The following is a 22,401-nucleotide window of genomic DNA, read 5'->3' as shown; positions in this document are numbered from 1 at the left end:
GTGGCGCACGGCACCAGGTTCCAGGTCTACTGCTCGCAGTGCCGGGAGAAGGTCGAGGTCCCGGCGGAGGACTTCCGGCTGGCCCTCGGCCCCACCCCGGAACGCACCTTCTACGGCTTCGTCTGTCCCGAGTGCGGCGCCTCCGTGCGCAAGCCTGCCGGGGAGAAGATCGTCCAGGCGATGACCGCCGCCGGGGTCAGCACCATGCGGCTGCTGCCGGTGGAGGGCTGACCGCGGCGGGCACGGCCGGCGCGCGGACTCCGGCCGGGTAGGGTCGGCCCATGTCGTGGACCCTCACCGCCGCCGTCCTGCTGGCCACCGCCGGCCTGCTCGTCCTGGGCGTCCTCGCCTGCCGGCTCTGGGCGGACGTGCGGACGCTCGCCCGCGAGGTCGACACCGCCTCCCGCGCCCTGGCGTCGGCGGCCGGGCACCTCCCGCGCCGCTGAGCCGCCGGGTACCCTCGTGACAGGCCCCGCGGTACGGCCGGGGCCCTACCCGGACGGCGGTTGCCGGGGCGTGACGGGCAGCGGCTACCATCGCCCGGAACGGGGCCGACCGGCCCCGCGGAGGAAGGTGGTCGCAGATGCGCATCTCGCCGACGGCGATCCTGGTGGTCGTGGTCCTCGCGGTGCTGCTCTTCGGGGCGAAGCGGCTGCCCGACGCCGCGCGGGCGCTCGGCCGGACCCTGCGCATCCTGCGCAGCGAGGCCAGGGCACTGCGGACGGACGGCACGGACGGCACGGGCGCCCCGCAGGCCCGCCCGGAGGCGGCACCCGCCGCCAGGACGATCAAGGCGGCACCCGGAGCCGGCTCCGCCCGGCCGGTCGCCACCGCAGACCACGGCACGGCCCCGAAGGGCTGAGCCGGCACAGGCCACCGGGGGTCCGCCGACCGGCGGGCTCCGTCGTACGAGTTGAGGACCGGGCTTGAGCAAGTCTTCCAAGGCGCCGAAGCCGCCCAAGGACCCCGAGGGCCGGATGGCGCTCGCCGACCACCTGCGCGAGCTCCGCAACCGCGTGGTCTGGTCGGTCCTGGCCATTGTGGTCACCACGATCGCCGCGGCGTTCTTCCACCGGGAACTCACCGACTTCCTGCTCGACCCGCTGCCCGCCTGCGGCGGCGACGGCCTGAACCCCAAGGGCGAGCGCTGCGCGCTGGTCTCCACGATCGGCCTGCTCACGCCGTTCACCCTGGCGCTCAAGGTCAGCCTCACCGCCGGCGTTGTCGCCGCGCTGCCGGTCTGGCTCTACCAGCTGTGGTCGTTCGTCTCGCCCGGCCTGCACAGGCACGAGCGGAAGTACACGCTGGGCTTCCTCGCCGCGGGCATCCCGCTCTTCCTGGCGGGCGCGGCCCTGGCCTACCTGATCCTCCCGGCTACCGCCGAGATGCTGATCTCCTTCACCCCGACCGGCGCCGTGCCGATCATGCCCGCCGAGGACTACCTCGACGTCGTGACCCGGATGGTGCTGGTCTTCGGCTGCGCCTTCGAACTGCCGCTGTTCCTGGTGATGCTCAACTTCATCGGCGTGCTCAGCGGCAAGCGGCTGCTGGGCTGGTGGCGCGCCATGGTCATGGGCATCACCGTCTTCGCCGCGTTCGCCACCCCCAGCGCCGACCCGCTCAGCATGCTGGCCCTGGCCGCGCCGATCTGGGCGCTCTATTTCCTCGCCGCCGGCATCGCGATCATGAACGACCGCCGCCGGGCCCGCCGCAACCCCGACGCCGGCCTCGACGACGAGGAGGCCTCGCACGTCGACCTCACCGTCGAGGGGGTCGCGGGGGCGGAGGCCGTCGAGGCGTCCGCCGCGCCGGAGGCGCCCGCCCCGGTGCCCGCCGCCCGCCGCGAGCAGATGGACGACATCACCTGACCCGCGCCCCCTCCGTACGCCGGAGCCCCGGCCCGCCGCATTCGGCAGGCCGGGGCTCCGGCGCGTCACGGGCCCGGGCCGGGTCAGGGCCGGGGTGCCGCAGGGCTCAGGACGGCCCGGTGGCGCCGCCCGCCCGCTGCGCCAGGTGGGCCGCCCAGCCGCCCGCCGCGGTGATGTCCTCCGCACCGTCCAGGGCGGCCGGTTCGCACAGGAAGCCGGGCACCAGCCGGCCGTCGGACAGCTCGACGCTGCCGAGCGCCATCGGCCGGGGCAGGCCCGCCAGCAGGGTGCCGAGGCCGGCCGCGGGCAGCTCCCACAGCTCGCCGCGGACCGTCCGCCCGCCCTCGGCGGTGCGGACCAGCCCGGGCTTCGGCGGCACGGTGCCGAGGGCGTGGAGACGGTAGGCCTCGGCCGTGCCGACCTCGGCCAGGAACCGGCCGCCGAGCGCGGTCAGCTGCCCGTTCAGCGGCTGCCCGGTGAGGTGGGCGCCGAAGACGGCCAGCGGTACGGGCCGGTCGGCGAGCAGCCGGGCGACGGCCCCGAGGCGCTCCTCGGTGTGCGCGGGGCCGACCAGCATCACGCCGAAGGGCAGCCCGGCGACCGTGCCCGCGGGCACCGCGAGGGCGCACAGGCCGAGCAGGTTCGCCGAGTTGGTGAACCGGCCGAGCCGGGTGTTGACGCCCACCGGGTCGGCGGCGACCTCGGCGAGCGTGGGGTGGGCGGTGGTGGTGGGCAGCAGCAGGGCGTCCGCGTCGCCGAGGGCGGCCGTCGCCCGCTCGCGCAGCCGGGCCAGCTCGGCGAGGTCGTCGTACAGCCGGTGCGCGGGCACGTCGCGCGCGGCCGTGACGATGCCGCGCACCACCGGGTCGAGGCCCGGGCCGCCCTTGTCGACGAACGCGCCGACGGCCGCGTACCGCTCGGCGACGAACGCCCCCGCATACAGCATCGCCGCCGCCGCGTCGAAGGGCGCGAGGTCGACGGGGCGCAGCTCCGCCCCGGCGGCGGCGAGCCGGTCCGCGGCCGCCTCGTACGCCTCCGCCCAGCCCGCGGCGAGCTCCCCGAGCGCGCCGGGGGCCGGTACGGCGATCCGCCACGGGCCCGGGGCCCGGGCCGGTACGACGGCCGGGTCGGCGAGCAGCCGGAACGCGTCCTCGGCCTCGCCGACCGTGCGGGCGAGGACGGAGACGCAGTCGAGGCTGCGGCAGGCCGGCACGACGCCGTCGGCCGGCACCCGGCCGGGGGCGCCCTTGAGGCCCACGATGCCGTTCAGCGCGGCCGGCACCCGGCCGGAGCCCGCGGTGTCCGTGCCGAGCGCCAGGTCGGCCAGGCCGAGGGCGACCGCGACCGCCGAGCCGGAGCTCGATCCGCCGGAGATCCGGGCCGGGTCGGCCGAGCCGCGCACCGCGCCGTACGGGCTGCGGGTGCCGACCAGGCCGGTCGCGAACTGGTCGAGGTTGGTGGTGCCGAGGACCACCGTGCCGGCCGCCCGCAGGCGGGCGACGGCGGGGGCGTCGTGCTCCGGGAGGTACGCGTAGTCGGGGCAGCCGGCCGTGGTGGGGAGGCCGGCGACGTCGATGTTCCCCTTCACGGCGGTGACGGTGCCCGCCAGCGGCAGGTGCTCGCCCGCGGCGGTGCGGGCGTCGACCAGCGCGGCCTCCGCCTCCGCCTCCGCCTGCGGCCGCAGGTCGATCCACACCTCGGGGCGGTCGACGGCGGCGATCCGCGCGTACGCCCGGCGGACGCGGTCGACGGCGCTCACGCGATCGCCCCCAGCACCACGAGCGGGCTGCCCGCCTGCACCTGGTCGCCGGGGCCGACGAGCAGCTCGGCCACCACGCCGTCGCGGTCGGCCGTGACGGGTGACTCCATCTTCATCGCCTCCAGTGCCATCAACTGCTGTCCCTTGCCGACGCGTTCGCCGGGTGCGACGTCGACCTTCCACACGCAGGCGGTGAACTCGGCCTCCACGACCGCACCACCCGGCGGGGCCGTCACGGTGCGCGGTGCGACCGGCGCCGTGCCCGCGGCCAGCTCGGCGCGGTCGAACTCGCCCGCCTCCTCCCAAGCCTGGCGCTCGGCGGCGAACGCCGCCGCCTGGACGGCCCGGAACTCCTCGATCGGCCCGGCCTCGTCCGCGAGGAAGCGCAGGTGGTCGGCGAGCGCGAACTCGCCCTCCTCGATCCGGGGGTGGAACCGCCCGGCGGCCATGTCGGCCCGCAGTTCGAGGAGTTCCTCCGCACCCACCGGGTACCACTTGATCCGGTCGAAGAAGCGCAGCAGCCACGGCGCGCCCGGCTCGAACGGGCCGCGCTGCTGCCAGCCCGACCACATCTGCACGGTGCGGCCGACGAACTGGTAGCCGCCCGGGCCCTCCATGCCGTACACGCAGAGGTACGCGCCGCCGATGCCGACCGAGTTCTCGGCCGTCCAGGTGCGGGCCGGGTTGTACTTGGTGGTGACCAGCCGGTGCCGCGGGTCGAGCGGTGTGGCGACCGGCGCGCCCAGGTAGACGTCGCCCAGGCCGAGCACGAGGTACTCGGCGTCGAAGACCGTGCGGTACACGTCGTCGACCGAGGCCAGGCCGTTGATCCGGCGGATGAACTCGATGTTCCACGGGCACCACGGCGCGTCGTCCCGCACGCCCGCGATGTACCGCTCGATCGCCTCGCGGGTCGCCGGGTCGTCCCAGGAGAGCGGCAGGTGCACGGTGCGGCTGGGCACCGCCAGCCGGTCGGTGGCGGGCAGCGCCCGCTCGATCTCCTGCACCAGGGCGAGGAGTTCGCCGACCGGCAGGAGGTCCGGGTCGACGTGCACCTGCAGCGAGCGGATGCCCGGGGTCAGGTCGGTGACGCCCGCGGGCCGCTCGGCGGCGAGCCGTTCGGCGAGCGCGTGGACCCGCATCCGCAGGGCCAGGTCGAGCTGCATCGGCCCGTACTCGACGAGCAGGTTGTCGTCGCCGCTGCGCCGGTAGGTGACGCTCGGCCGGTCCGCGGTCGCCGGGAGCGCGGCCAGGATGCCGCCGTCGAGCACCGCCGGGCGCGAGGGGATCGGCACCGCGGTGGGGCTGCGGCGCAGGTCGGCGGCGGCCTGCTCGGTGACCGGCACGAACCGGACGCGGTCGCCGGGGCGCAGCTGCCCGAGCTTCCAGCGCTGCCCGGTGACGACGGTGGCGGGGCAGACGAAGCCGCCGAGCGAGGGGCCGTCCGGGCCGAGCAGCACGGGCATGTCGCCGGTGTAGTCGACGGCGCCGACGGAGTACGGGGTGTCGTGGATGTTGGACGGGTGCAGGCCGGCCTCGCCGCCGTCCGGGCGGGCCCAGACCGGCTTGGGGCCGACCAGCCGCACGCCCGTCCGGGCGCTGTTGAAGTGCACGGACCAGTCGGCGGCGTAGAACTCCTCGACGTCCTGCGGGGTGAAGAACTCCGGTGCGGCGTGCGGACCCTCGACCGCGGCGATCTCCCAGTCGGCGGTGAACGGCGGCCGGTCGGCGGCCGGACCGGCACCCTCGCCGAGCGGGCCGGTGCCGCCGTGCAGGACGTCGCCGACGCGCAGCGCCCGCCCGCCGTGCCCGCCGAAGCCGCCGAGGGTGAAGGTCGACGCGCTGCCGAGGAACTCCGGCACCTCCAGGCCGCCCGCGAGCAGCAGGTAGGTGCGCAGGCCGGGCCCGGGCGGCGCGGCGATGTCGAGCAGACCGCCGGCGGGCACCAGGACGGGCTCCCACTGCGGCACGGGCACGCCGTCGACGGTGACCGGCGCGGGCGCGCCGCTGACGCACACCCAGGCCGGCGCGGTGAAGCGCAGGGCCGGGCCCTGCAGGGTGCACTCCAGGCCGGGGGCGCCCTCCGGGTTGCCGAGCGCCCGGTTGCCGAGCCGGAAGGAGAGGTCGTCCATCGGGCCGCACGGGGGCACGCCGACGTGCCAGTAGCCGGTGCGGCCCGGCCAGTCCTGGACGGTCGTCTGGGTGCCGCCGCGGACGACCTCGATCCGCGGGGTGGGGTCGGTGACGTGGGCGAGCGTGCCGGTGTGGTGGACGGCGCCCTGCACCGCGGGGACGGCGGGGATGGCGCGCAGCAGGCCGAGGTTGGTCTCGATGCCGTGGATCCGGGTGGTGTCCAGGGCGTCGGTGAGCCGGGCGAGGGCGTCGGCGCGGTCGGTGCCGTGCACGATCACCTTGGCGAGCATCGGGTCGTAGGCGGTGGTGACCTCGGTGCCGGTCTCCACCCAGGCGTCGACGCGGACGTCCGCGGGGAAGGACACCTCGGTCAGCAGGCCGGCGCTGGGCCGGTGGTCGCGGCTCGGGTCCTCCGCGTACACCCGGGCCTCGACGGCGTGGCCGTCCGGCGGGCCGACCTCGCGGACGGCCGCGGTGTCGCCCTGGGCGAGCCGGAGCATCCACTCGACCAGGTCGACGCCGTACACGGCCTCGGTGACCGGGTGCTCGACCTGCAGGCGGGTGTTGACCTCCAGGAAGTACGCCTCCTCGCGGGCGGCGTCGTAGACGTACTCGACGGTGCCGGCCGAGCGGTACGCGACCGAGGCGCACAGGCCGCGGGCGGACTCGGCGAGCTGCTTGCGGACCCGGTCGGGCAGGCCGGGCGCCGGGGCCTCCTCCAGCACCTTCTGGTTGCGGCGCTGCAGCGAGCAGTCGCGGTCGCCGAGGGTGACGACGCGGCCGGTGCCGTCGCCGAACACCTGCACCTCGACGTGGCGGGCCCGCTCGACCAGGCGCTCCAGGAAGACGCCGGCGGTGGAGAAGCTGGCCGCCGCGACGCGCTGGACGCGCTCCCAGGCGTCGGCGAGGTCGGCGGGGCCGTGGCAGGCCTGCATGCCGATGCCGCCGCCTCCGCCGGTCGCCTTGAGCATCACCGGGTAGCCGGTCGCCCCGGCCGCGTCGAGGGCCGTCGCCAGGTCGGGCAGCAGTCCGGTGCCGGGCAGCAGCGGCACACCGGCGGCCTCGGCGGCGGCGCGGGCGGTGTGCTTGGCCCCGAACACCTCCAGCTGCGCGGGGGTGGGGCCGACGAAGGCGAGCCCGGCGGCCTCGACCCGGCGGGCGAAGGCGGCGTCCTCGGAGAGGAAGCCGTAGCCGGGGTGGACGGCTCCGGCCCCGGTGTCGAGGGCGGCCTGCAGCACGAGGTCGGTGCGCAGGTAGCTGTCCTTCGCGGCGGCCGGGCCGAGCCGCACCGCGTGGTCGGCGAGCCGGACGTGCGGGGCGGCGCGGTCCGGGTCGGAGAACACCGCGACGGTGGCGAGGCCCATCCGCCGGGCGGTGCGGATGATCCGGGCGGCGATCTCGCCGCGGTTGGCGATCAGCAGGGTGTCGAAGCTCATGGCGGCTCTGCTCTCCTGGCTCTAGGACCCGGTGACCGTCATGCGGACCGGCGTCGGGTCGAAGCCGTTGCACGGGTTGTTGATCTGCGGGCAGTTGGAGACGAGGACGAGGACGTCGGTCTCCGCCTGCAGCACGACGCGCAGGCCGGGCGCGGAGAGGCCGTCGACGATGCCGAGGGTGCCGTCCTGCTCGACGGGCACGTTCATGTACCAGTTGATGTTGGGGACGAGGTCGCGCCGGCCGAGGCCGTGGCGGGCGCCCTCGGCGAGGAAGTTCTCGACGCAGGCGTGCTGGTGCCAGGTGTGGTGGCCGTAGCGCAGGGTGTTGGACTCCTTGGAGCAGGCGCCCGCGATGGTGTCGTGGTTGCCGCAGTCGTCCTCGGCCACCGTCATCAGCGGGGTGTGCTCGGTGGACATCAGCACGCTGCCCTTGCCGAGGAAGAGCGAGCCCTGCGCCTGGAGGGTGTCGGGGGCGCTGTAGCGGATCGCGGTGTCGTGGGCGTCGTAGAGGAGGCAGTCGACGGCCTGGTTGCCGCCGAGGTCGGTGATGGTGAGGCGCTGCCCGCGGCGCACGACCGCCGACCAGGCGGCGCGGGCGGGCACGGTCTGGTCGAGCAGGACGGTCATCGGACCCCCAGGGCGGTGGTGTTGAGGTGGGCGCGGTGCTGTTCGGGGGTGGCGTCCCAGTGCGGGTCGCCGGGGCCGGTGGGTGCGCCGGGGACGGCCAGCACCTGCAGCGGGGTGCAGTGGTAGGCGGGCCGGGGGTCGAGCGGGTGGGCGGTGTTGGCGATCAGCAGGGTGACGGCCTGTTCGAGGCGCAGGGTGACGGCGGCGCCCGGCCCGGCGGAGCCGGTGGAGTGGAGGGTGCCGTCGGGGGCGGCGGTGATGCCGTGGAAGAACGAGAGGCTCGGCGGCAGGTCGCGCCGGCCCAGGCCGTGCTTGGCGGCGGCGAGGGTGAGGAGTTCGCGGCCGGCGGGGGACGGGCCCTGCGGGCTGCCGTCGCCGTAGCGGGTGGTGTTGCGGGCGGCGGTGGAGGTGCCCGCGAGGGCGTCGTGCCGGCCGGAGGTGTCGGCGGTGACGGTGGCGAGCACCCGGCCGTCGCCGGAGAGGAGCTGGCTGCCGGTGCCGAGGTAGGCGTTCCACTGGACCTTGACGGTGTCGGCGGTGTTGAGGCGCTCCCACGGCCGGGCGGTGACGTACAGCAGCAGGTGGGCGCAGGCGTCGCCGTCGCGGTCGGTGAGGGTGACGAGGGTCCCGGCGGGGAGTGCGAGGTGGGTGTAGTTGCCGCCGGCGACGGTCTCGGACCACAGGGTGCCCGGGGGCGGGGGCAGCACCGGCATGCAGTCGACGACCGTGCCCGCCTGCGACCTGGCGTGGGCGCGGGCGGCCGTGGTGGTGGCGGTGCCGGCCTCCGCGTCGTGGGTTTCTGTCATGCGACAGAAATTAGGGAGGGGCGGCTTCGGCGCCATTGCCCTTGTGTAACGCGGGAGTTACCGTCCCCTCACGGCAATCACCGGGCCGGGGTACGGCCCCCCGTGTGCGAGGATCGGCACGTGTCCGTCAGCCGCCGCCCCGACGCCGCCCGCCGCACCACCGCCCGGGTCGGCCGCCCCCGCGCCCAGGGCCCCTCCGCCAGCGGACTCGAACCCCGCGAGCAGGTGCTCGCCGCCGCCGCCGCGCTCTTCACCGAGAACGGCTACGCCGCCACCACCACCCGCGCCGTCGCCGAACGCGCCGGGCTGCGCCAGGCCTCGATGTACCACTACTTCGCGCGCAAGGAGGACATCCTCGCCACCCTGCTGGAGAGCACGGTCGAGCCCTCCCTCGCCTTCGCCCGCGCCCTGCTCGCCGACACCGCGAGCAGCCCGCAGGCCCGGCTCTGGGCCCTCGCCGCCCGCGACACCGAACTGCTCTTCGGCGGGCTCTCCAACCTCGGCGCGCTCTACCAGCTGCCCGAGGTGCGCGGTGAGCGGTTCGCCCGCTTCCGCGGCGCCCGTGCCGACCTCAGGGCCGCGTACGGCGGCCTCCTCGCCGCGTCCGGCCACGGCGGCGACGACCCGGAGCTCGCCGCCGACCTGCTCCTCGGCCTGGTCGAGGGCGGCGTCGCGGTCGCCCGTGAACCCGGGGGACGGACGGCGCCGCAGGTCGCCCGCGCCCTCGCGGACGCCGTGCTGCGCTACGCGGGCTGCTCCGCCGGACAGCGCGGAGCCGCCCGCCCCGAGGGCGAGCGGCTCCTGCGGGAGGCCGCGGTCAGCGGCGCAGCCGGCGGTACAGCGCCCCGGTCGCCAGCGCGGCCGCCAGCACCAGCAGGCTGAACCACCGCAGGTACCAGTGGCCGCCCTCCGGGTCGTACACCGAGGCCCGCGGCCAGGCGAGGTTGACCGCCATCGCCACGCCGTAGACCAGCGCCAGCACGTTGACCGGCAGCGCCCAGCGGCCGAGGGAGAACAGCGGCCGGCCGCTCTCGTCCGCCACCGTGCCGTCGCCCACCGGCAGCCCGCGCAGCCGCCGCACCAGCAGCGCGCCCACCACCAGCGCGTACGCCGCGTAGACCAGCACGATGCAGGTGGTCGACAGGGCGAGGAACGCCGCAGGGGACACCAGGTTGAGCAGCAGGAAGCCGACCGCGGGCACGCCCACGGCGAGTGCGGCCCAGCGCGGCATGCCGCTGCGCGGGTGCACGGTGGCGAGCCGCCCGGCGGCGGGCAGGGCGTTGTCGCGGGCCATCGAGAACACCATCCGGGTGCCGGCGGTCTGCATCGCCAGCGTGCCGACGCACACGGCGACCGCGACGTCGGCGAGCAGCGCCCGGCCGAGCCCGTCGCCGAGGCTGCTGGTGAGCACGTAGGAGAGGCCCTCGGTGGCGAGCCGGCCGTCCGTCAGGCTCGGTGCGGCCAGCACGCCGCCGAGCAGCAGCAGGCCGCCGCAGACGCCCGCTGCGGTCAGCGCGGTGAGGATGGTGCGCGGCGCGGTGCGGCGCGGTGCGACGGTCTCCTCGGAGAGCTCGCCGGCGCTGTCGAAGCCGATCATCACGTAGGCGGCCGTGAACGAGCCGACCAGCAGCGCCCACAGCGCGCCGCCGCCGGTGTGGCCGGTGTGCAGCACCACACCGGGCGCCTGCTCGGTGTGCGTGAACAGCGCCACGGCGATCAGCGCGATGCCGACGAGCTCGGCCGTCACGCCGATGCCGTTCACCCAGGACAGCACGCGGTTGTCGATCGCGTTGACGAGCGTGGTGAGGGCGATCAGGACGGAGCCGAGCACCACCGCGTTGGCGGCGCCGCTCGCCGTGGTCGGCGACGGGTCGCCGCCCACGACCTGGAAGCCGCTCCACAGCGTGGGCAGCACGACCTGCAGGGCGAGGGCGGCCGCGGTGACCACCACGACCTGGCCGAGCACCATCAGCCAGCCGGTGAACCAGCCGTACGCGGGCCCGGCCAGCCGGCCGGCCCACTGGTAGATCGCGCCGGAGATCGGGTGGCGGGCGGCGAGTTCGGCGAAGCAGGCGGCCACCGCCAGCTGGCCCACCAGCACGAGCGGCCAGGTCCAGACGAAGGCCGGGCCGGCGAAGCCGTAGCCGAAGGCGAAGAGCTGGAAGACGGTGGTGAGCACCGAGATGAAGGAGAAGCCGGCCGCGAAGGAGGCGAACCTGCCCATGGTGCGGTGGAGCTGCTGGGGGTAGGGGAGCGCCTCGGCGGAGGCGGGTGGTGGCGGGGTGGTGGCGGGGGCGAGGGGAGTGCTGGTGGTCATGGGGGGCACCGGCTTTCCGCGGCAGTTTCTGTCGGTTGACAGAAAGTAGGGCGGTCCGGATTCCCGGGCGTTGCCCGGCTGTTGCGGGTACGTTGCCGTGTGCTCACCGGCGGACCGCCGGGCGGTGCGGCGGAATCCGCGCCCCGGGGAGGCCCGCGCGGCACGACGGCGGCGGGCCGGACGACGTACGTCGTCCGGCCCGCCGCCGTCGTGCCGGTGCTGTGCCGGTGTTGCGTCAGACCTCCAGCTCGGCCTCGATGCGCTTCAGCTGGTGGCGGGCCATGGCCAGGTTGGCGCGCTGCTTGTCCAGGGCGAGGTAGAGGAACAGGCCCTTGCCGGAACGGCTGGTGAGCGGCCGGATCAGGTGGTACTGGGAGGACAGGCTGATCAGGATGTCCTCGATCGCCTCCTTGAGATTCAGCATCTCGATGGCGCGCACCTTGGCCCGGACCACGTCCGTGTTGCCCGCCGCGGCCACGTTCAGGTCGAGTTCCGGGCCGCCGCCGATGGTGCCGAGCGCCATGCCGCTGTTGTAGTCGACGAGGGCGACGCCGATCGATCCCTCGATCGAGCTCATCGCGTCCTTGAGGGAGTGTTCGGTGCTGGCCATGGTGGGTCCTTCCGTGACGGGGTGTCGTCTGTCGTGGATCGAACGGGTCGACATGGCGGCCCGGTGGGCCGGCCGGTGGTCTCAGGGGCGGTCCTGGCGCTCCAGCGCCGCGTCCGCCAGGGCGGCGATCCGGGAGCCCGCCCGGCGCGCCTCGAAGTGCAGCCGGCCGACGTTGGCGTCCGGCCCGGCGAAAAGGGTCAGGACGACGTGCCCCCCGGCCGCGTACGTCGCCGTGTAGCCGTCGTCGCCCCGGGTCAGCAGCTCGCGGAACCCGCCCTGGCCGCTGGCCTCGATCAGCCGGGAGCCGACCCCGAGCGCGGCCGCCGTCAGGGCCGCCAGCCCCTCCGGCTCCAGGCCGTTGGTGTCGTGGGCGACGACGAGCCCGTCGGTGGTCGCGACCAGCCCGCCGGTCAGGTGGGGCACGGAGGCCCGCAGGCCGCGCAGTTCGCTGAGCACCTCCGGTTCGGGCAGGATCGGGGACCGCTTCGCCGTGAACTGGCGCAGCGCGCGCTTCATGACGCGGCCGCGGACGGCGTACGGGCGGGTGGGACGCTCACAGTCGGGCCTCCAGAGCGGCTCGGATCCGGAGCAGCAGGGCGATCTCCGGATCGGGCGGGAAGTCGTGCGCCCCCGGCGACGGCAGGAGCACCTGCGGGCGGGCCTGCACCGCCGCGCCCGGCGGCACCGCGGGGGACACCGCCGCCCCGGCCGCCGGCGGGACGGACGACGGATCGGGTGGGGCGACCGGGACCGCTGCCGTCGCGCGGGCCGCGACGGCGGCGACGGCCGGCACCGGCCCGGCGGGCGCGGGAGTCTCGATGAGCCCGGCCGCCGCCAGGTGCCTGATGTCCAGCAGCGTGGTGTAGGCGGACCGGCCCAGCAGCCGTGCGATCTGCGAAGGGGTGCGGAAGCCGTCGGCCGCGGCCAGCACCGCCCGGCGGCGGCCGCTGCGGCTGCCGGAACGCCCGGCCCGGTGCGCCCCGCTGCCGGGCGGCAGCGCGCGGACCGCGGCCGCGTCGAGCCGGGCGTCCGGCCAGGTGCGGTCCAGCAGGGTGCGGCGCCGGGCGACGGCCAGCCGCAGCGCCCCGGCGGCGAGCGGGCGGTGCAGGGTGATGCCCGGCCGTACACCGGGCAGGAAGCCGATCGGGCCGTCGTTCTGCGGCAGCGCGAAGAAGGCGGCGTCCAGGACGGCGGTCAGCTGGCAGAGTTCGAGCTCGCCGCGGCCGATGAGGCCGGTCGCGACGAGGTGGTCCGCGGCCGGGTGCGCGCGGTTCGCGGCGAGGGCGTCGGCCCAGGTGCGGGCGGAGAGCCGGCCGGCCGAGGTCAGGAGCGTGCCGACGTCGGGGGTGGCCGGGCTCTCGGCGTGCACCACCGCGCCGTCGACCAGGTGCACGGTGCCGGCCGAGCCGTGCAGGGCCCCCGTGGCGCCGTCCGCCGACAGGTCGGTCAGGGCGGCCTCGAAGACGGTGGCCGGGGCGAAGCCGGAGCGGTGCCGGCGCGGCAGCCGCGGCATCGCGGCCCGGGGCGGCGCCGACCGGGCGGCGGGCACGGTGGGCACCGCGGTGGGCGGCAGGGCGGGGCGGGGCGGGGCGGAGGGGAGCGTCGGCTGCATCATGCGAGCACCAGCGCCTCGGCGATGCCCGCGAGGCGCAACCGGGCCATCGCCAGGTTGGCGGTGGCCCGGTCGAGCCGCAGGTAGAGGAAGACGCTGCTGTCGAACGCCGTCTCCACGAACCGGATCAGGTGGTAGGTGCCCGCCGAGGTGACGATGACGTCCTCGGCGGGTGCCGTCCTGGCGGCCGGGTCGGCGAAGGACGAGGTCTGGGTGATCGCGCGGGCGACCTCGGTGGCGTCGGCGGCCCCGGTGTCGTGGTCACCGCCCGGTCCGGCGCCGGCGGCGCCCAGGGCGAGACCGCTGGTCCAGTCGACCAGGCTGGCGCCGAGGGCTCCGGTGATGGTCATCGCCTCGGTCAGGCAGTCGTCGATGCCCGGCAATGGTTCGTACCCCTCCTAAGCGCCCCCCGCGGCGCGACCATGGCCACGCCCTCACTGGCTGTAGCCCCATCGAGGCTCAACGCTACCGCGCGGGCGGTGGCGTGGGGGAGGGTTCCGGCACATTCCTCGGGCATATGCCCGAACTCGTGGAACGTCGCCGACCGTGCGTCAGATCCCGTCCTGTTCCTGCCTGTCGGGCAGGGTGCGGAGTCCGGGGATCGGCGAGGGCAGCAGCCACAGGAACGAGGTGAGTGCGCCGACGGCGGCGACCCAGAGTGCCGGCCGGAGGCCGAGCGTGCTCCCGAGCACCCCTCCCAGAACCGAACCTAGTGGACGGATGCCGAAGTTGACCGCCTGATAGGCCCCGGTGACCCGGGATCGCAGCCGATCCGGCACAACTGCCGCGAAGAGCGAGCCCACTGTGATATCGAGAATCATCACGCCCACCCCCGACCCGAACACCGCGGCCAGCAGGACCCCGACCACCGTCCACCGACCGCCGCCCGCCGCGGGCACCAGCAGCAGCGGCGCGGGGTAGGCCACCAGCCCGAGCACCGCGGTCCGGCCGAGCCCGATCCGCCGGGTGATCCGGCCGGTGACCGCGGCGCCCAGCAGCCCGCCGAGCGCGCCGGCGCTCAGCACGGCGCCCAGCAGGCCGGCCGAGAGGCCGAGCGTGGTGGTGGCGTACAGCACGAACAGCGCCGCGATCATGAAGGTGAAGAGGTTGACCGTGGCCGTGCCCAGCAGGGAGGCGCGCATCACCGGTGTCGTCCTGATGAAGCGCAGCCCGGCCGCCAGGGCGCCGCGCTCCCGCGGCTCGGCGGGCGGCTCGGTCGGCCGGATGCGGCCCAGGGCGAACGCCGACGCGACAAAGGACAGCGCGTCGGTGACCAGCGCCAGGGGCGCGGCCAGCAGCTGCACCAGCCCGCCGCCGATCCCCGGGCCCGTCGCGGCCGACATCGCCCGGCTGCCGCTCACCAGCGAGTTGCCCTCGACGTAGCGGCCGCCCGGGACGACCGCGACGAACAGGTGGGCGTTGCAGACGTCGAAGAGCACGCTGAGCGTGCCCATCGCGAAGGCCACCGTGAACAGCTGGGTGAGCGTCAGCACGTCGAGCACGTACGCCACCGGCACGGTGAGCAGCAGCACCGCCCGTCCGAGGTCGGCGGCGATCATCACCCGGCGGCGGTTCCCCCGGCGGTCCGCCCAGGTGCCGGCGGGCAGGGCGAACAGCAGGCTGGGCAGCCAGCCGGCCGCGGTCAGCAGGCCCATCCGGCCGGCGTCGGCGTGCAGCGTGCCGACGGCGACCAGCGGCAGCACGATGGCGGTCACCTGGTCGCCGACGGAGGAGATGCTCTGGCCCGTCCAGTACCGCCGGAACTCCCGCACGCGCAGCAGGGCGGGTACCGGTATCCGCCCGGCACGGACGGGCGCGGGCGCGGTGCCGGTGGCCGGGTCGGTGCCGGGAGCGGTGGCCCGGGTGGTGGCCGGGGTGGTGCTCATGGTGCGGCCTTCGCCGGGGTGTCGGTGTCCGGGGCGGGCGGTGCCGTGTCGGAGGGCAGGGCCATCCGGACGAGCAGGACGGGCCGGCTGCCGGCCGGGCGGTCGGCCGCGCCGCCGAGGCGGCCGAGGTAGGGGCGCATCAGGGCGTCCATGCCGGCGGCGAGTTCGGCGAGTTCCCCGGCGGTCAGGTGGAGCAGGGTGTCGGAGATGCCGGCGGCGTGCCGCCAGGCGGGCTCCTCGGTGCGCTGCGCCGCCAGCCAGCGCTCGGCCAGGGCGGCGTAGCGCTCGACCACCGTGCGCTGGAGCGCACCGGCCGCCTCGGCGGTGGCCGGGTCGGCGTCGGCGGTGTCCCAGCTGGTGTAGAGGGCGGTGGCGCGCCAGGGCTTCTCGCGGCCGCGGCCGCCGCCGGCCTCCTCCACGAGGCCGTAGCGGGCGAGCTGGCGGAGGTGGAAGGAGCAGCTCGCCACGGACTCGCCGACCAGCTCGGCGGCGCGGGTCGCGGTGAGCGGGCCCTCCTGCCGGAGCAGGCCGACGAGGGCCATCCGGGTGGGGTGCGCGTAGGCGCGCAGGGCCCGCGGGTCGGTCAGCCGCACGGTGGGCGGCGGCGGGGGGTCGGGCTCGGACATGCATATAAAGCTATCTTTAGAAAGAACTCTTTACAAGCGGGGGCGCATGCGCCGGAACGCCCGTCCGGCCGGCTCGTCCGCAGGTCGGCGGGGTGTGCCGGTGTACGGACGGACCGGTTGCACCGTACCCTCCGGCCTCGGCCGGCCTGCACGAGGGGCGGCCGGGGCCGGAGGGTGCGGCGGTGATCAGTCGGACGCCCGGAGCTCGGCCAGCAGCACGCCCTGGTCCTGCAGCAGCTCGGTGAGGATCCGCCGGGCGGCGCGCAGCAGGTCGGCGACGTCCGCGCCGGCCAGGGCGTAGACGACCGTCGAGCCCTCACGGGTGGCGGTCACGAGGCCGGCCCGGCGCAGCTGCGCGAGCTGCTGCGACAGGCTGGACGGCTCGATGTCGATGTCCGCGAGCAGGTCGCGGACGGGCGTGGGGCCGGCCTGCAGCAGCTCCAGCACCCGGATGCGGACGGGGTGCCCGAGCATCCGGAAGAACTCGGCCTTCGCCTGGTACAGCGGTACGGGCACGCGTCCCCCTCTCCGTCGCGGTGCCGGGGGTGCCGGTCAGACTTCGAGGCCCGCCTCGATGCGCCGCAGCTGGTGGCGGGCCATGGCCAGGTTGGCGCGGGTGCGGCTGAGGGCGAGGTAGAGGAAGAGCCCGCGGCCGGTGGCGGTGGTGAGGGGCCTGATCAGGTGGTACTGGCTGGTCAGCGTGATCAGGATGTCCTCGATCTCGTTGTCGTGGAGGTTGAGCATCTCCATCGTCCGCATCTTGGCGCGGACGAGGTCGGTGTTGCCGGCGGCGGCGACGTTGAGGTCGAGGTCACCGCCGTCACTGAGAGCACCCAGTGCCATGCCGCTGCCGTAGTCGACGAGCGCGACGCCGATCGCACCCTCGATCGCCATGGCCTCCTTGAGCGCGGTCTCGGGGTTCGCCATCGTCTTCCTCCTGCTGTCGCCGGTGCCCCGGACGGCCGGGGCGGGTTCGGCACCGACTGTAGGGAGGCCGTCGCGAAATCTTCGGTCGATGATCGAAAGAGACCGCGAATGCCCGTTCAGGGATCGTTCGAAGGCGTTTCGATGACTGGTTGAAGACATTTGCAACTCAGGATGTGAAAGAACGGCCAGCCGACCGCCCCGTGCGGCGCGCGCGGCCGGTCCGCTCCGGTGCGCTGCCGCCGGGGTGCGCCGCGCCCGGCGCCCGAGGGCGGCCGTCGAACGCGTCTGCGACAGAAGGGGACGACTCGGTCACCCGGTGCGACGACCCGGGGCTCCGGACCCCGCGGTGTGCCCGCCCCGGACCCCGCCGGGCACCCGCCCCCGACCGGGCCCGAAAAACGGTGCTATCGATGTCGGCCACGCCGGGTAACCTCTGGGCGAGATGCTCGATCACCACAGCAACCACACCCGCTGCGGCCCTGCCCGACGCTCGTCGCGCCCGGCCCCGCAGCCGCAGGCGTCGCCGTCTGCGCACCCGTCAGGCCCGCACGGGCAGTACACCCACGGGAAGAGAAGGTGACGCCGATGAACGCCCCCCTGCCCGAGGAGCAGCTCAGTCCGGCCGAGGCCTACGCGGCCTCCCGCCGCCGGGCCGCCGAGCAGGCCACCGCGCTCCACGGCTTCCAGCAGCTCTACGACTTCCCGCTGGACCCGTTCCAGATCGAGGCCTGCCGGGCCCTGGAGGCCGGCGAGGGCGTGCTCGTCGCCGCGCCCACCGGCTCCGGCAAGACCATCGTCGGCGAGTTCGCCGTCCACCTGGCGCTGGCGAGCGGTCGCAAGTGCTTCTACACCACGCCGATCAAGGCGCTGTCGAACCAGAAGTTCGGCGACCTCGTGAAGCGCTACGGCGCCGCCAAGGTCGGCCTGCTGACCGGCGACAACAGCGTCAACGGCGACGCCCCGGTGGTCGTGATGACCACCGAGGTGCTGCGCAACATGCTGTACGCCGGCTCCCGCGCCCTCGACGGCCTCGGCTACGTGGTGATGGACGAGGTCCACTACCTCGCCGACCGCTTCCGCGGCGCGGTCTGGGAGGAGGTCATCATCCACCTCCCCGAGTCGGTCGTGCTGGCCTCGCTCTCCGCGACCGTCTCCAACGCCGAGGAGTTCGGCGACTGGCTCGACACCGTCCGCGGCGGCACCCAGGTCATCGTCTCCGAGCACCGTCCCGTGCCGCTCTGGCAGCACGTCATGGCCGGCAACCGGATGTACGACCTGTTCGCCAACCCGGACCGGGACGGGCGCCCCAAGGCGGCGCCCCGCAACCCCGCCAAGGCCGTCAACCCCGAACTCGTCCGCCTGGCCCGCTCCGAGATGGACCGCACCGGCAGCCGCGACCGCTTCGCGAAGGGCCGCGGCCGCTCCATGCCGACCGGCCGTCCCGGCCGGGTCTGGACACCCAGCCGGGTCGACGTCATCGAACGCCTCGACGCCGAGGGCCTGCTGCCCGCCATCACCTTCATCTTCAGCCGGGCGGGCTGCGAGGCCGCCGTCCAGCAGTGCCTCACCTCCGGCCTGCGGCTCAACCGCGACGCCGAGCGCGGGCAGGTCCGGGAGTTCGTCCAGCAGCGCTGCCACGACATCCCCGACGAGGACCTGCACGTCCTCGGCTACTTCGAGTGGCTGGACGGCCTGGAGCGCGGCATCGCCGCCCACCACGCCGGCATGCTGCCCCGCTTCAAGGAGGTCGTCGAGGAACTCTTCGTGAAGGGCCTCGTCAAGGCCGTCTTCGCGACCGAGACCCTCGCCCTCGGCATCAACATGCCCGCCCGCTCGGTGGTCATGGAGAAGCTCGTCAAGTGGAACGGCGAGACCCACGCCGACATCACCCCCGGCGAGTACACCCAGCTCACCGGCCGTGCCGGGCGCCGCGGCATCGACATCGAGGGCCACGCCGTGGTGCTCTGGCAGCGCGGCATCGACCCCGAGGGGCTGGCCGGCCTCGCCGGCACCCGCACCTACCCGCTGCGGTCGTCCTTCCGCCCGTCCTACAACATGGCCGTCAACCTCGTCGGCCAGTTCGGCCGGCACCGCTCGCGGGAGCTCCTGGAGACCTCCTTCGCGCAGTTCCAGGCGGACCGCTCGGTCGTCGGCATCGCCCGCCAGGTGCAGCGCAACGAGGAGGGCCTCGACGGCTACCGCGAGTCGATGACCTGCCACCTCGGCGACTTCGACGAGTACATGGCCCTGCGCCGGCAGCTGAAGGACCGTGAGAACGAGCTCGCGCGCGAGGGCACCGGCCAGCGCCGCTCCGCCGCGATCGAGGCCATCGAGCAGCTCAGACCCGGTGACGTCATCCACGTGCCGACCGGCAAGTTCGCCGGCCTCGCCCTCGTCCTCGACCCCGGGCTGCCCCCGGTGCACCGCGGCGGTCCGCGGCCCGGCCGCCACCCCGACTACGAGGACGGCCCGCGCCCGGTCGTGCTCACCGCGGAACGCCAGGTCAAGCGCCTCGCGATGATCGACTTCCCGTACCCGGTCAGCGCCGTCGACCGGCTGCGCATCCCGAAGTCGTTCAACCCGCGCAGCCCGCAGTCGCGCCGCGACCTCGCCTCCGCCCTGCGCACCAAGGCGGGCCATCTCGAACCCGAGCGCTACCGCCGCGGCCGCGCCGCCGCCGCGGACGACCCCGAGATCAGCCGGCTGCGGGCGACCCTCCGCCAGCACCCCTGCCACGGCTGCGACGAGCGCGAGGACCACGCCCGCTGGGCCGAGCGCTACCACCGCCTGCACCGGGACACCGAGCTGCTGGAACGCCGCATGCGCTCCCGCACGCACACCATCGCCCGCACCTTCGACCGGGTCTGCGGCCTGCTCACCGACCTCGGCTACCTGCAGGGCGACACCGTCACCGACAGCGGCAAGCGCCTCGGCCGGCTCTACGGCGAGCTCGACCTGCTCGCCTCCGAGTGCATCCGCGAGGGCGTCTGGAAGGGCCTCGGCGCCGCCGAGCTCGCCGCCTGCGCCTCCGCCCTCGTCTACGAGTCGCGGCAGGCCGACGACGCCACCGCGCCCCGCGTGCCCGAGGGCGGCACCAAGGAGGCCCTCGGCCGGATGATCCGCATCTGGGGCCACCTCGACGCCCTGGAGGAGCAGCACAAGATCTCCACCGCCGAAGGCGTCGGCCAGCGCGAACCCGACCTCGGCTTCGCCTGGGTCGCCTACCGGTGGGCCCTCGGCCACGACCTGGACTCGGTGCTCCGCGAGGCCGAACTCCCGGCCGGCGACTTCGTCCGCTGGACGAAGCAGCTGATCGACGTCCTCGGCCAGATCCAGGACGCCGCCGGCGAGGACGCCGACCTGCGCACCACCGCCCGCAAGGCCGTCGACGCCCTGCGCCGCGGCATCATCGCGTACTCCTCGGTCGGCTGACCTGCCGTCCACGACCGCGGGCGGCCCCGTCGACGGGGCCGCCCGCAGTCGTGCCGGGCCGACGACCCGCGCGGACCCCGTGGGCGTATGCCCCGGGATCCGCGGCGTCAGAGCGTGCCGCCGCCGAGCACGGCCAGGAGGCGCTCCAGGGAGCCGCCGAGGCCCCAGCGGGCGGCGAGGTGCTCCAGGGCCATCGGGTCGAGCGGTTCGGTGGGCAGCACGGGGTCGAACTCCGGCAGCGGCACGTCCAGGGCGACGCGGACGACGGTCGGGGCGACGTCCAGGTAGGGCGCGCCCTCCAGCAGGTTCCGGCGCCGGGCGGGGGTGAGCTTCGAGGCCGGGTCGGCGGCCGCCGCGCGCACCCCGGCAAGGTCGCCGTAGGTCTGGATCAGCTGGGCGGCGGTCTTCTCGCCGATGCCCTTCACCCCGGGCAGGCCGTCGCTGGCGTCGCCGCGCAGGGCCGCCATGTCGGCGTACGAGACGCCGTCGACGCCGTACTTCTCCAGCAGCGCGGCGTTGTCGACGGTCTGCGCCGAGCCGACGCCCTTGACCGGGTAGACGACGGTGACGCCGCGGGCGTCGTCGACGAGCTGGAAGAGGTCCCGGTCGCCGGTGACGATCTCGACGGGCCCGGCGGAGCGGGCGGTGAGGGTGCCGATGACGTCGTCGGCCTCGTAACCGGGGACGCCGACCCGGGCGATGCCGAGTGCGTCGAGCACCTGCTCGATCACCGGCACCTGCGGTGCGAGCGTGTCGGGGATCTCCTCCTCGCCGGCGACGGCGGGCTCGGCGGCGAGCCGGTGCGTCTTGTACGTGGGGATGAGGTCGACCCGCCACTGCGGCCGCCAGTCGGCGTCCATGCAGGCGACCAGGTGGTCGGGGCGGTGGTCCTGGACGAGCCGAGCGATGAAGTCGAGCAGGCCGCGGACGGCGTTCACCGGCTCGCCGTCCGGGGACTTCAGGGACTCCGGCACGCCGAAGTAGGCACGGAAGTAGAGGCTCGCGGTGTCGAGCAGCATCAGGCGCGGTGCGGTCACGCCCCGCATCATGCCGTACGGGGCCGTCAGTGCTCGTGCGGCCCGCTGCGGTGCACCGGGCCGTGCGCGTCGGCGCAGTGCTCGACCGCGGCCACGGCCGTCCGGCTGATCTGCAGCAGCTCCTGGTCGGCGTCCTCGCCGACGTGGTCGACCTGCAGGGTGGCGTGCCCGATCGCGTACTCCTCGCGGACCCGGCGCTGCAGCTCCCGCCGGACGGCGTGGCAGTCGCCGCCGCGCGCGACCAGGATGTGCGCGGAGAGGGCGGGCTCGCCCGAGGTGATCTCCCAGATGTGCAGGTCGTGGATCTCCTCGACCAGCGGCACGGCGACCAGGCGGTCGGCGACCGCGTCGGGGTCGATGCCGGCGGGCGCGGCCTCCAGGAAGATCCGCGCCGAGTCGCGCACCAGCCCGGACCCGGCCCGCACCATCAGCGCGACCACCACCAGCGACGCGATGGCGTCCGCCCGGACGAAGCCGGTGAGCAGCACGATCAGGCCGGCCAGCGCGGTCGCCACGAAGGCGTACAGGTCGGTCAGCACGTGCTGGAAGGCACCCTCGACGTTGAGCGAACTGCGGTTGGCCTTCGACAGGCACCAGGTCGCGGCGACGTTGACGACGATGCCGACCAGGGCCGTGACGAGCACGAGCCCGCCGGCGACGTCCGGCGGCGAGATCAGCCGGGTCACCGCCTCGTACGCCAGCCACGCCGACAGCACCAGCAGGGTCACGCCGTTGGCCTGGGCGGAGAGGATCTCCGCCCGCTTCAGGCCGTAGGTGTAGCCGCCCTTCGCCGGGCGGGCGGCCAGCCGCATCGCGACCAGGGCCAGGGCGATCGACGCCGCGTCGGTGAGCATGTGGGCGGCGTCCGAGATCAGGGCCAGCGACCCGGCGGCCAGGCCGAGCACGACCTCGCCCGCCATGAAGACGCTGATCAGCACCAGGGCGGCGACCAGCCAGCGGCGGTCGGCGTCGGCGGCCACCGCGTGGCTGTGCCCGCGCCCCCCGTGGCCGTCGGCGTGCCCGTGGCCGCCGTGCCCGTGCTCCCCGTGGCCGTGCCCGTGCCCGTGCCCGTCCGCGGGGCCGCGGCCGTGCCGGTGCGTGGTGCCGTGGTCGTGCTCGTCGTCGTGGCGCCCGGCCATCGGAGTCCTCTCCCGCGCGTCGTGCCCGTCCCGCTGCCCGTTCGGGCGCTCACGGCCCGCACCCGAAGTGAACCGCACATCGGAGGAAGATCCAAAGACTGCAGTGGTGACCGTTGTCGTTGCCGTACACCGTCCGTACACCTGGGGACGGTACGGTCCGCGCGGCAGCGGCAGCGGCAGCGGCCA

At 75.1% G+C, this 22,401-nt stretch carries 21 protein-coding genes; 6 read left to right on the top strand and 15 right to left on the bottom strand.

All coding sequences use genetic code 11. The features are described from left to right. The 4 genes from OG335_RS08955 (at position 1) to tatC (ending at position 1,868) form a co-directional block, all read left to right on the top strand. Entirely contained in the window at positions 1–231 is a 231-nt protein-coding gene (locus OG335_RS08955; RefSeq protein ID WP_405010502.1) for a hypothetical protein, read from the top strand. A gap of 50 nt (positions 232–281) precedes the next feature. After that, positions 282–446 carry a hypothetical protein gene (locus tag OG335_RS08950; RefSeq protein WP_405010501.1) on the top strand — a complete coding sequence of 55 codons (165 nt, stop codon included), beginning with the start codon at positions 282–284 and terminating at the stop codon, positions 444–446. Positions 447–583: 137 nt separating this feature from the next. Beyond that, positions 584–862, top strand: a complete 279-nt coding sequence (gene tatA, locus OG335_RS08945) for a Sec-independent protein translocase subunit TatA (RefSeq protein WP_405010500.1) — start codon at positions 584–586, stop codon at positions 860–862. A 115-nt stretch (positions 863–977) separates the two neighbouring features. Beyond that, on the top strand, positions 978–1,868 hold the full coding sequence (gene tatC / locus OG335_RS08940) for a twin-arginine translocase subunit TatC (RefSeq protein ID WP_405015339.1): 891 nt from the start codon (positions 978–980) through the stop codon (positions 1,866–1,868). Positions 1,869–1,974: 106 nt separating this feature from the next. Here tatC and OG335_RS08935 read toward each other — a convergent pair whose 3' ends face one another. Genes OG335_RS08935 through OG335_RS08920 form a run of 4 tightly spaced genes read right to left on the bottom strand, consistent with a single transcriptional unit; the run spans position 1,975 to position 8,629 of the window. Continuing rightward, complete coding sequence (locus OG335_RS08935) at positions 1,975–3,627, bottom strand: allophanate hydrolase (protein WP_405010499.1); 1,653 nt, start codon at positions 3,625–3,627, stop codon at positions 1,975–1,977. Further along, positions 3,624–7,196: an urea carboxylase gene (gene uca, locus OG335_RS08930; RefSeq protein ID WP_405010498.1), complete on the bottom strand. Its 3,573-nt coding sequence runs from the start codon at positions 7,194–7,196 to the stop codon at positions 3,624–3,626. Before uca ends, OG335_RS08935 begins: the two co-directional genes overlap by 4 nt. 21 nt (positions 7,197–7,217) lie before the next feature. Then, complete coding sequence (locus OG335_RS08925) at positions 7,218–7,823, bottom strand: urea amidolyase associated protein UAAP2 (protein WP_405010497.1); 606 nt, start codon at positions 7,821–7,823, stop codon at positions 7,218–7,220. Then, the gene (locus OG335_RS08920; protein ID WP_405010496.1) at positions 7,820–8,629 is read right to left on the bottom strand and encodes an urea amidolyase associated protein UAAP1; all 810 of its coding nucleotides are present in this window, start codon (positions 8,627–8,629) and stop codon (positions 7,820–7,822) included. The genes OG335_RS08925 and OG335_RS08920 overlap by 4 nt, the downstream gene beginning before the upstream one ends. A gap of 120 nt (positions 8,630–8,749) precedes the next feature. Between OG335_RS08920 and OG335_RS08915 the strand changes: the two genes are divergently transcribed. Next, positions 8,750–9,511, top strand: a complete 762-nt coding sequence (locus OG335_RS08915) for a TetR/AcrR family transcriptional regulator (RefSeq protein ID WP_405010495.1) — start codon at positions 8,750–8,752, stop codon at positions 9,509–9,511. Here OG335_RS08915 and OG335_RS08910 read toward each other — a convergent pair. The 9 genes from OG335_RS08910 to OG335_RS08870 form a co-directional block, all read right to left on the bottom strand. Further along, positions 9,447–10,946, bottom strand: coding sequence for an amino acid permease (locus OG335_RS08910; protein ID WP_405010494.1), 1,500 nt, complete (start codon positions 10,944–10,946; stop codon positions 9,447–9,449). The genes OG335_RS08915 and OG335_RS08910 overlap by 65 nt on opposite strands. A 235-nt stretch (positions 10,947–11,181) precedes the next feature. Continuing rightward, positions 11,182–11,556 (bottom strand): hypothetical protein, encoded by a 375-nt coding sequence (locus tag OG335_RS08905; RefSeq protein ID WP_405010493.1) that lies wholly within the window; start codon positions 11,554–11,556, stop codon positions 11,182–11,184. An 81-nt stretch (positions 11,557–11,637) separates the two neighbouring features. After that, positions 11,638–12,072, bottom strand: coding sequence for a roadblock/LC7 domain-containing protein (locus tag OG335_RS08900; protein WP_405010492.1), 435 nt, complete (start codon positions 12,070–12,072; stop codon positions 11,638–11,640). A 37-nt stretch (positions 12,073–12,109) separates the two neighbouring features. Further along, positions 12,110–13,171 carry a transcriptional regulator gene (locus OG335_RS08895; protein WP_405010491.1) on the bottom strand — a complete coding sequence of 354 codons (1,062 nt, stop codon included), beginning with the start codon at positions 13,169–13,171 and terminating at the stop codon, positions 12,110–12,112. Next, complete coding sequence (locus OG335_RS08890) at positions 13,168–13,551, bottom strand: hypothetical protein (protein ID WP_405010490.1); 384 nt, start codon at positions 13,549–13,551, stop codon at positions 13,168–13,170. The genes OG335_RS08895 and OG335_RS08890 overlap by 4 nt, the downstream gene beginning before the upstream one ends. A gap of 168 nt (positions 13,552–13,719) precedes the next feature. Continuing rightward, on the bottom strand, positions 13,720–15,054 hold the full coding sequence (locus OG335_RS08885; RefSeq protein WP_405010489.1) for an MFS transporter: 1,335 nt from the start codon (positions 15,052–15,054) through the stop codon (positions 13,720–13,722). Next, the gene (locus OG335_RS08880; protein ID WP_405010488.1) at positions 15,051–15,680 is read right to left on the bottom strand and encodes a helix-turn-helix domain-containing protein; all 630 of its coding nucleotides are present in this window, start codon (positions 15,678–15,680) and stop codon (positions 15,051–15,053) included. Before OG335_RS08880 ends, OG335_RS08885 begins: the two co-directional genes overlap by 4 nt. 186 nt (positions 15,681–15,866) lie before the next feature. After that, positions 15,867–16,196 (bottom strand): ArsR/SmtB family transcription factor, encoded by a 330-nt coding sequence (locus OG335_RS08875; protein ID WP_405010487.1) that lies wholly within the window; start codon positions 16,194–16,196, stop codon positions 15,867–15,869. Between the two features lie 36 nt (positions 16,197–16,232). Further along, on the bottom strand, positions 16,233–16,607 hold the full coding sequence (locus OG335_RS08870; RefSeq protein ID WP_405010486.1) for a hypothetical protein: 375 nt from the start codon (positions 16,605–16,607) through the stop codon (positions 16,233–16,235). 585 nt (positions 16,608–17,192) lie between these two features. On the opposite strand from OG335_RS08870, the gene OG335_RS08865 reads away from it, so the two are divergent. Continuing rightward, the gene (locus OG335_RS08865; RefSeq protein ID WP_405010485.1) at positions 17,193–20,039 is read left to right on the top strand and encodes a DEAD/DEAH box helicase; all 2,847 of its coding nucleotides are present in this window, start codon (positions 17,193–17,195) and stop codon (positions 20,037–20,039) included. A 107-nt stretch (positions 20,040–20,146) separates the two neighbouring features. Here OG335_RS08865 and OG335_RS08860 read toward each other — a convergent pair whose 3' ends face one another. Together OG335_RS08860 and OG335_RS08855 are read right to left on the bottom strand one after the other, a co-directional pair. Then, positions 20,147–21,058: a 5'-3' exonuclease H3TH domain-containing protein gene (locus tag OG335_RS08860; RefSeq protein ID WP_405015338.1), complete on the bottom strand. Its 912-nt coding sequence runs from the start codon at positions 21,056–21,058 to the stop codon at positions 20,147–20,149. Between the two features lie 44 nt (positions 21,059–21,102). Further along, the gene (locus OG335_RS08855) at positions 21,103–22,215 is read right to left on the bottom strand and encodes a cation diffusion facilitator family transporter (protein ID WP_405010484.1); all 1,113 of its coding nucleotides are present in this window, start codon (positions 22,213–22,215) and stop codon (positions 21,103–21,105) included. Positions 22,216–22,401 lie beyond the last annotated feature (186 nt).

It is taken from the genome of Kitasatospora sp. NBC_01539 (genome assembly GCF_045040525.1).
Classification (GTDB): Bacteria; Actinomycetota; Actinomycetes; order Streptomycetales; family Streptomycetaceae; genus Kitasatospora.
The sequence above is the reverse complement of the archived record's forward strand: the minus strand, read 5'-3'. Positions and strand labels throughout refer to the sequence as shown.

Coding starts and splice junctions, on each gene's coding strand:
- OG335_RS08865 (WP_405010485.1), top strand. CDS start 17,193: ATGAACGCCCCCCTGCCCGAGGAGCAGCTCAGTCCGGCCGAGGCCTAC.
- OG335_RS08895 (WP_405010491.1), bottom strand. CDS start 13,171: ATGATGCAGCCGACGCTCCCCTCCGCCCCGCCCCGCCCCGCCCTGCCG.
- OG335_RS08880 (WP_405010488.1), bottom strand. CDS start 15,680: ATGTCCGAGCCCGACCCCCCGCCGCCGCCCACCGTGCGGCTGACCGAC.
- OG335_RS08920 (WP_405010496.1), bottom strand. CDS start 8,629: ATGACAGAAACCCACGACGCGGAGGCCGGCACCGCCACCACCACGGCC.
- OG335_RS08905 (WP_405010493.1), bottom strand. CDS start 11,556: ATGGCCAGCACCGAACACTCCCTCAAGGACGCGATGAGCTCGATCGAG.
- tatA (WP_405010500.1), top strand. CDS start 584: ATGCGCATCTCGCCGACGGCGATCCTGGTGGTCGTGGTCCTCGCGGTG.
- OG335_RS08855 (WP_405010484.1), bottom strand. CDS start 22,215: ATGGCCGGGCGCCACGACGACGAGCACGACCACGGCACCACGCACCGG.
- OG335_RS08900 (WP_405010492.1), bottom strand. CDS start 12,072: ATGAAGCGCGCGCTGCGCCAGTTCACGGCGAAGCGGTCCCCGATCCTG.
- OG335_RS08910 (WP_405010494.1), bottom strand. CDS start 10,946: ATGACCACCAGCACTCCCCTCGCCCCCGCCACCACCCCGCCACCACCC.
- OG335_RS08925 (WP_405010497.1), bottom strand. CDS start 7,823: ATGACCGTCCTGCTCGACCAGACCGTGCCCGCCCGCGCCGCCTGGTCG.
- OG335_RS08885 (WP_405010489.1), bottom strand. CDS start 15,054: ATGAGCACCACCCCGGCCACCACCCGGGCCACCGCTCCCGGCACCGAC.
- uca (WP_405010498.1), bottom strand. CDS start 7,196: ATGAGCTTCGACACCCTGCTGATCGCCAACCGCGGCGAGATCGCCGCC.
- OG335_RS08950 (WP_405010501.1), top strand. CDS start 282: ATGTCGTGGACCCTCACCGCCGCCGTCCTGCTGGCCACCGCCGGCCTG.
- tatC (WP_405015339.1), top strand. CDS start 978: ATGGCGCTCGCCGACCACCTGCGCGAGCTCCGCAACCGCGTGGTCTGG.
- OG335_RS08860 (WP_405015338.1), bottom strand. CDS start 21,058: ATGCTGCTCGACACCGCGAGCCTCTACTTCCGTGCCTACTTCGGCGTG.
- OG335_RS08870 (WP_405010486.1), bottom strand. CDS start 16,607: ATGGCGAACCCCGAGACCGCGCTCAAGGAGGCCATGGCGATCGAGGGT.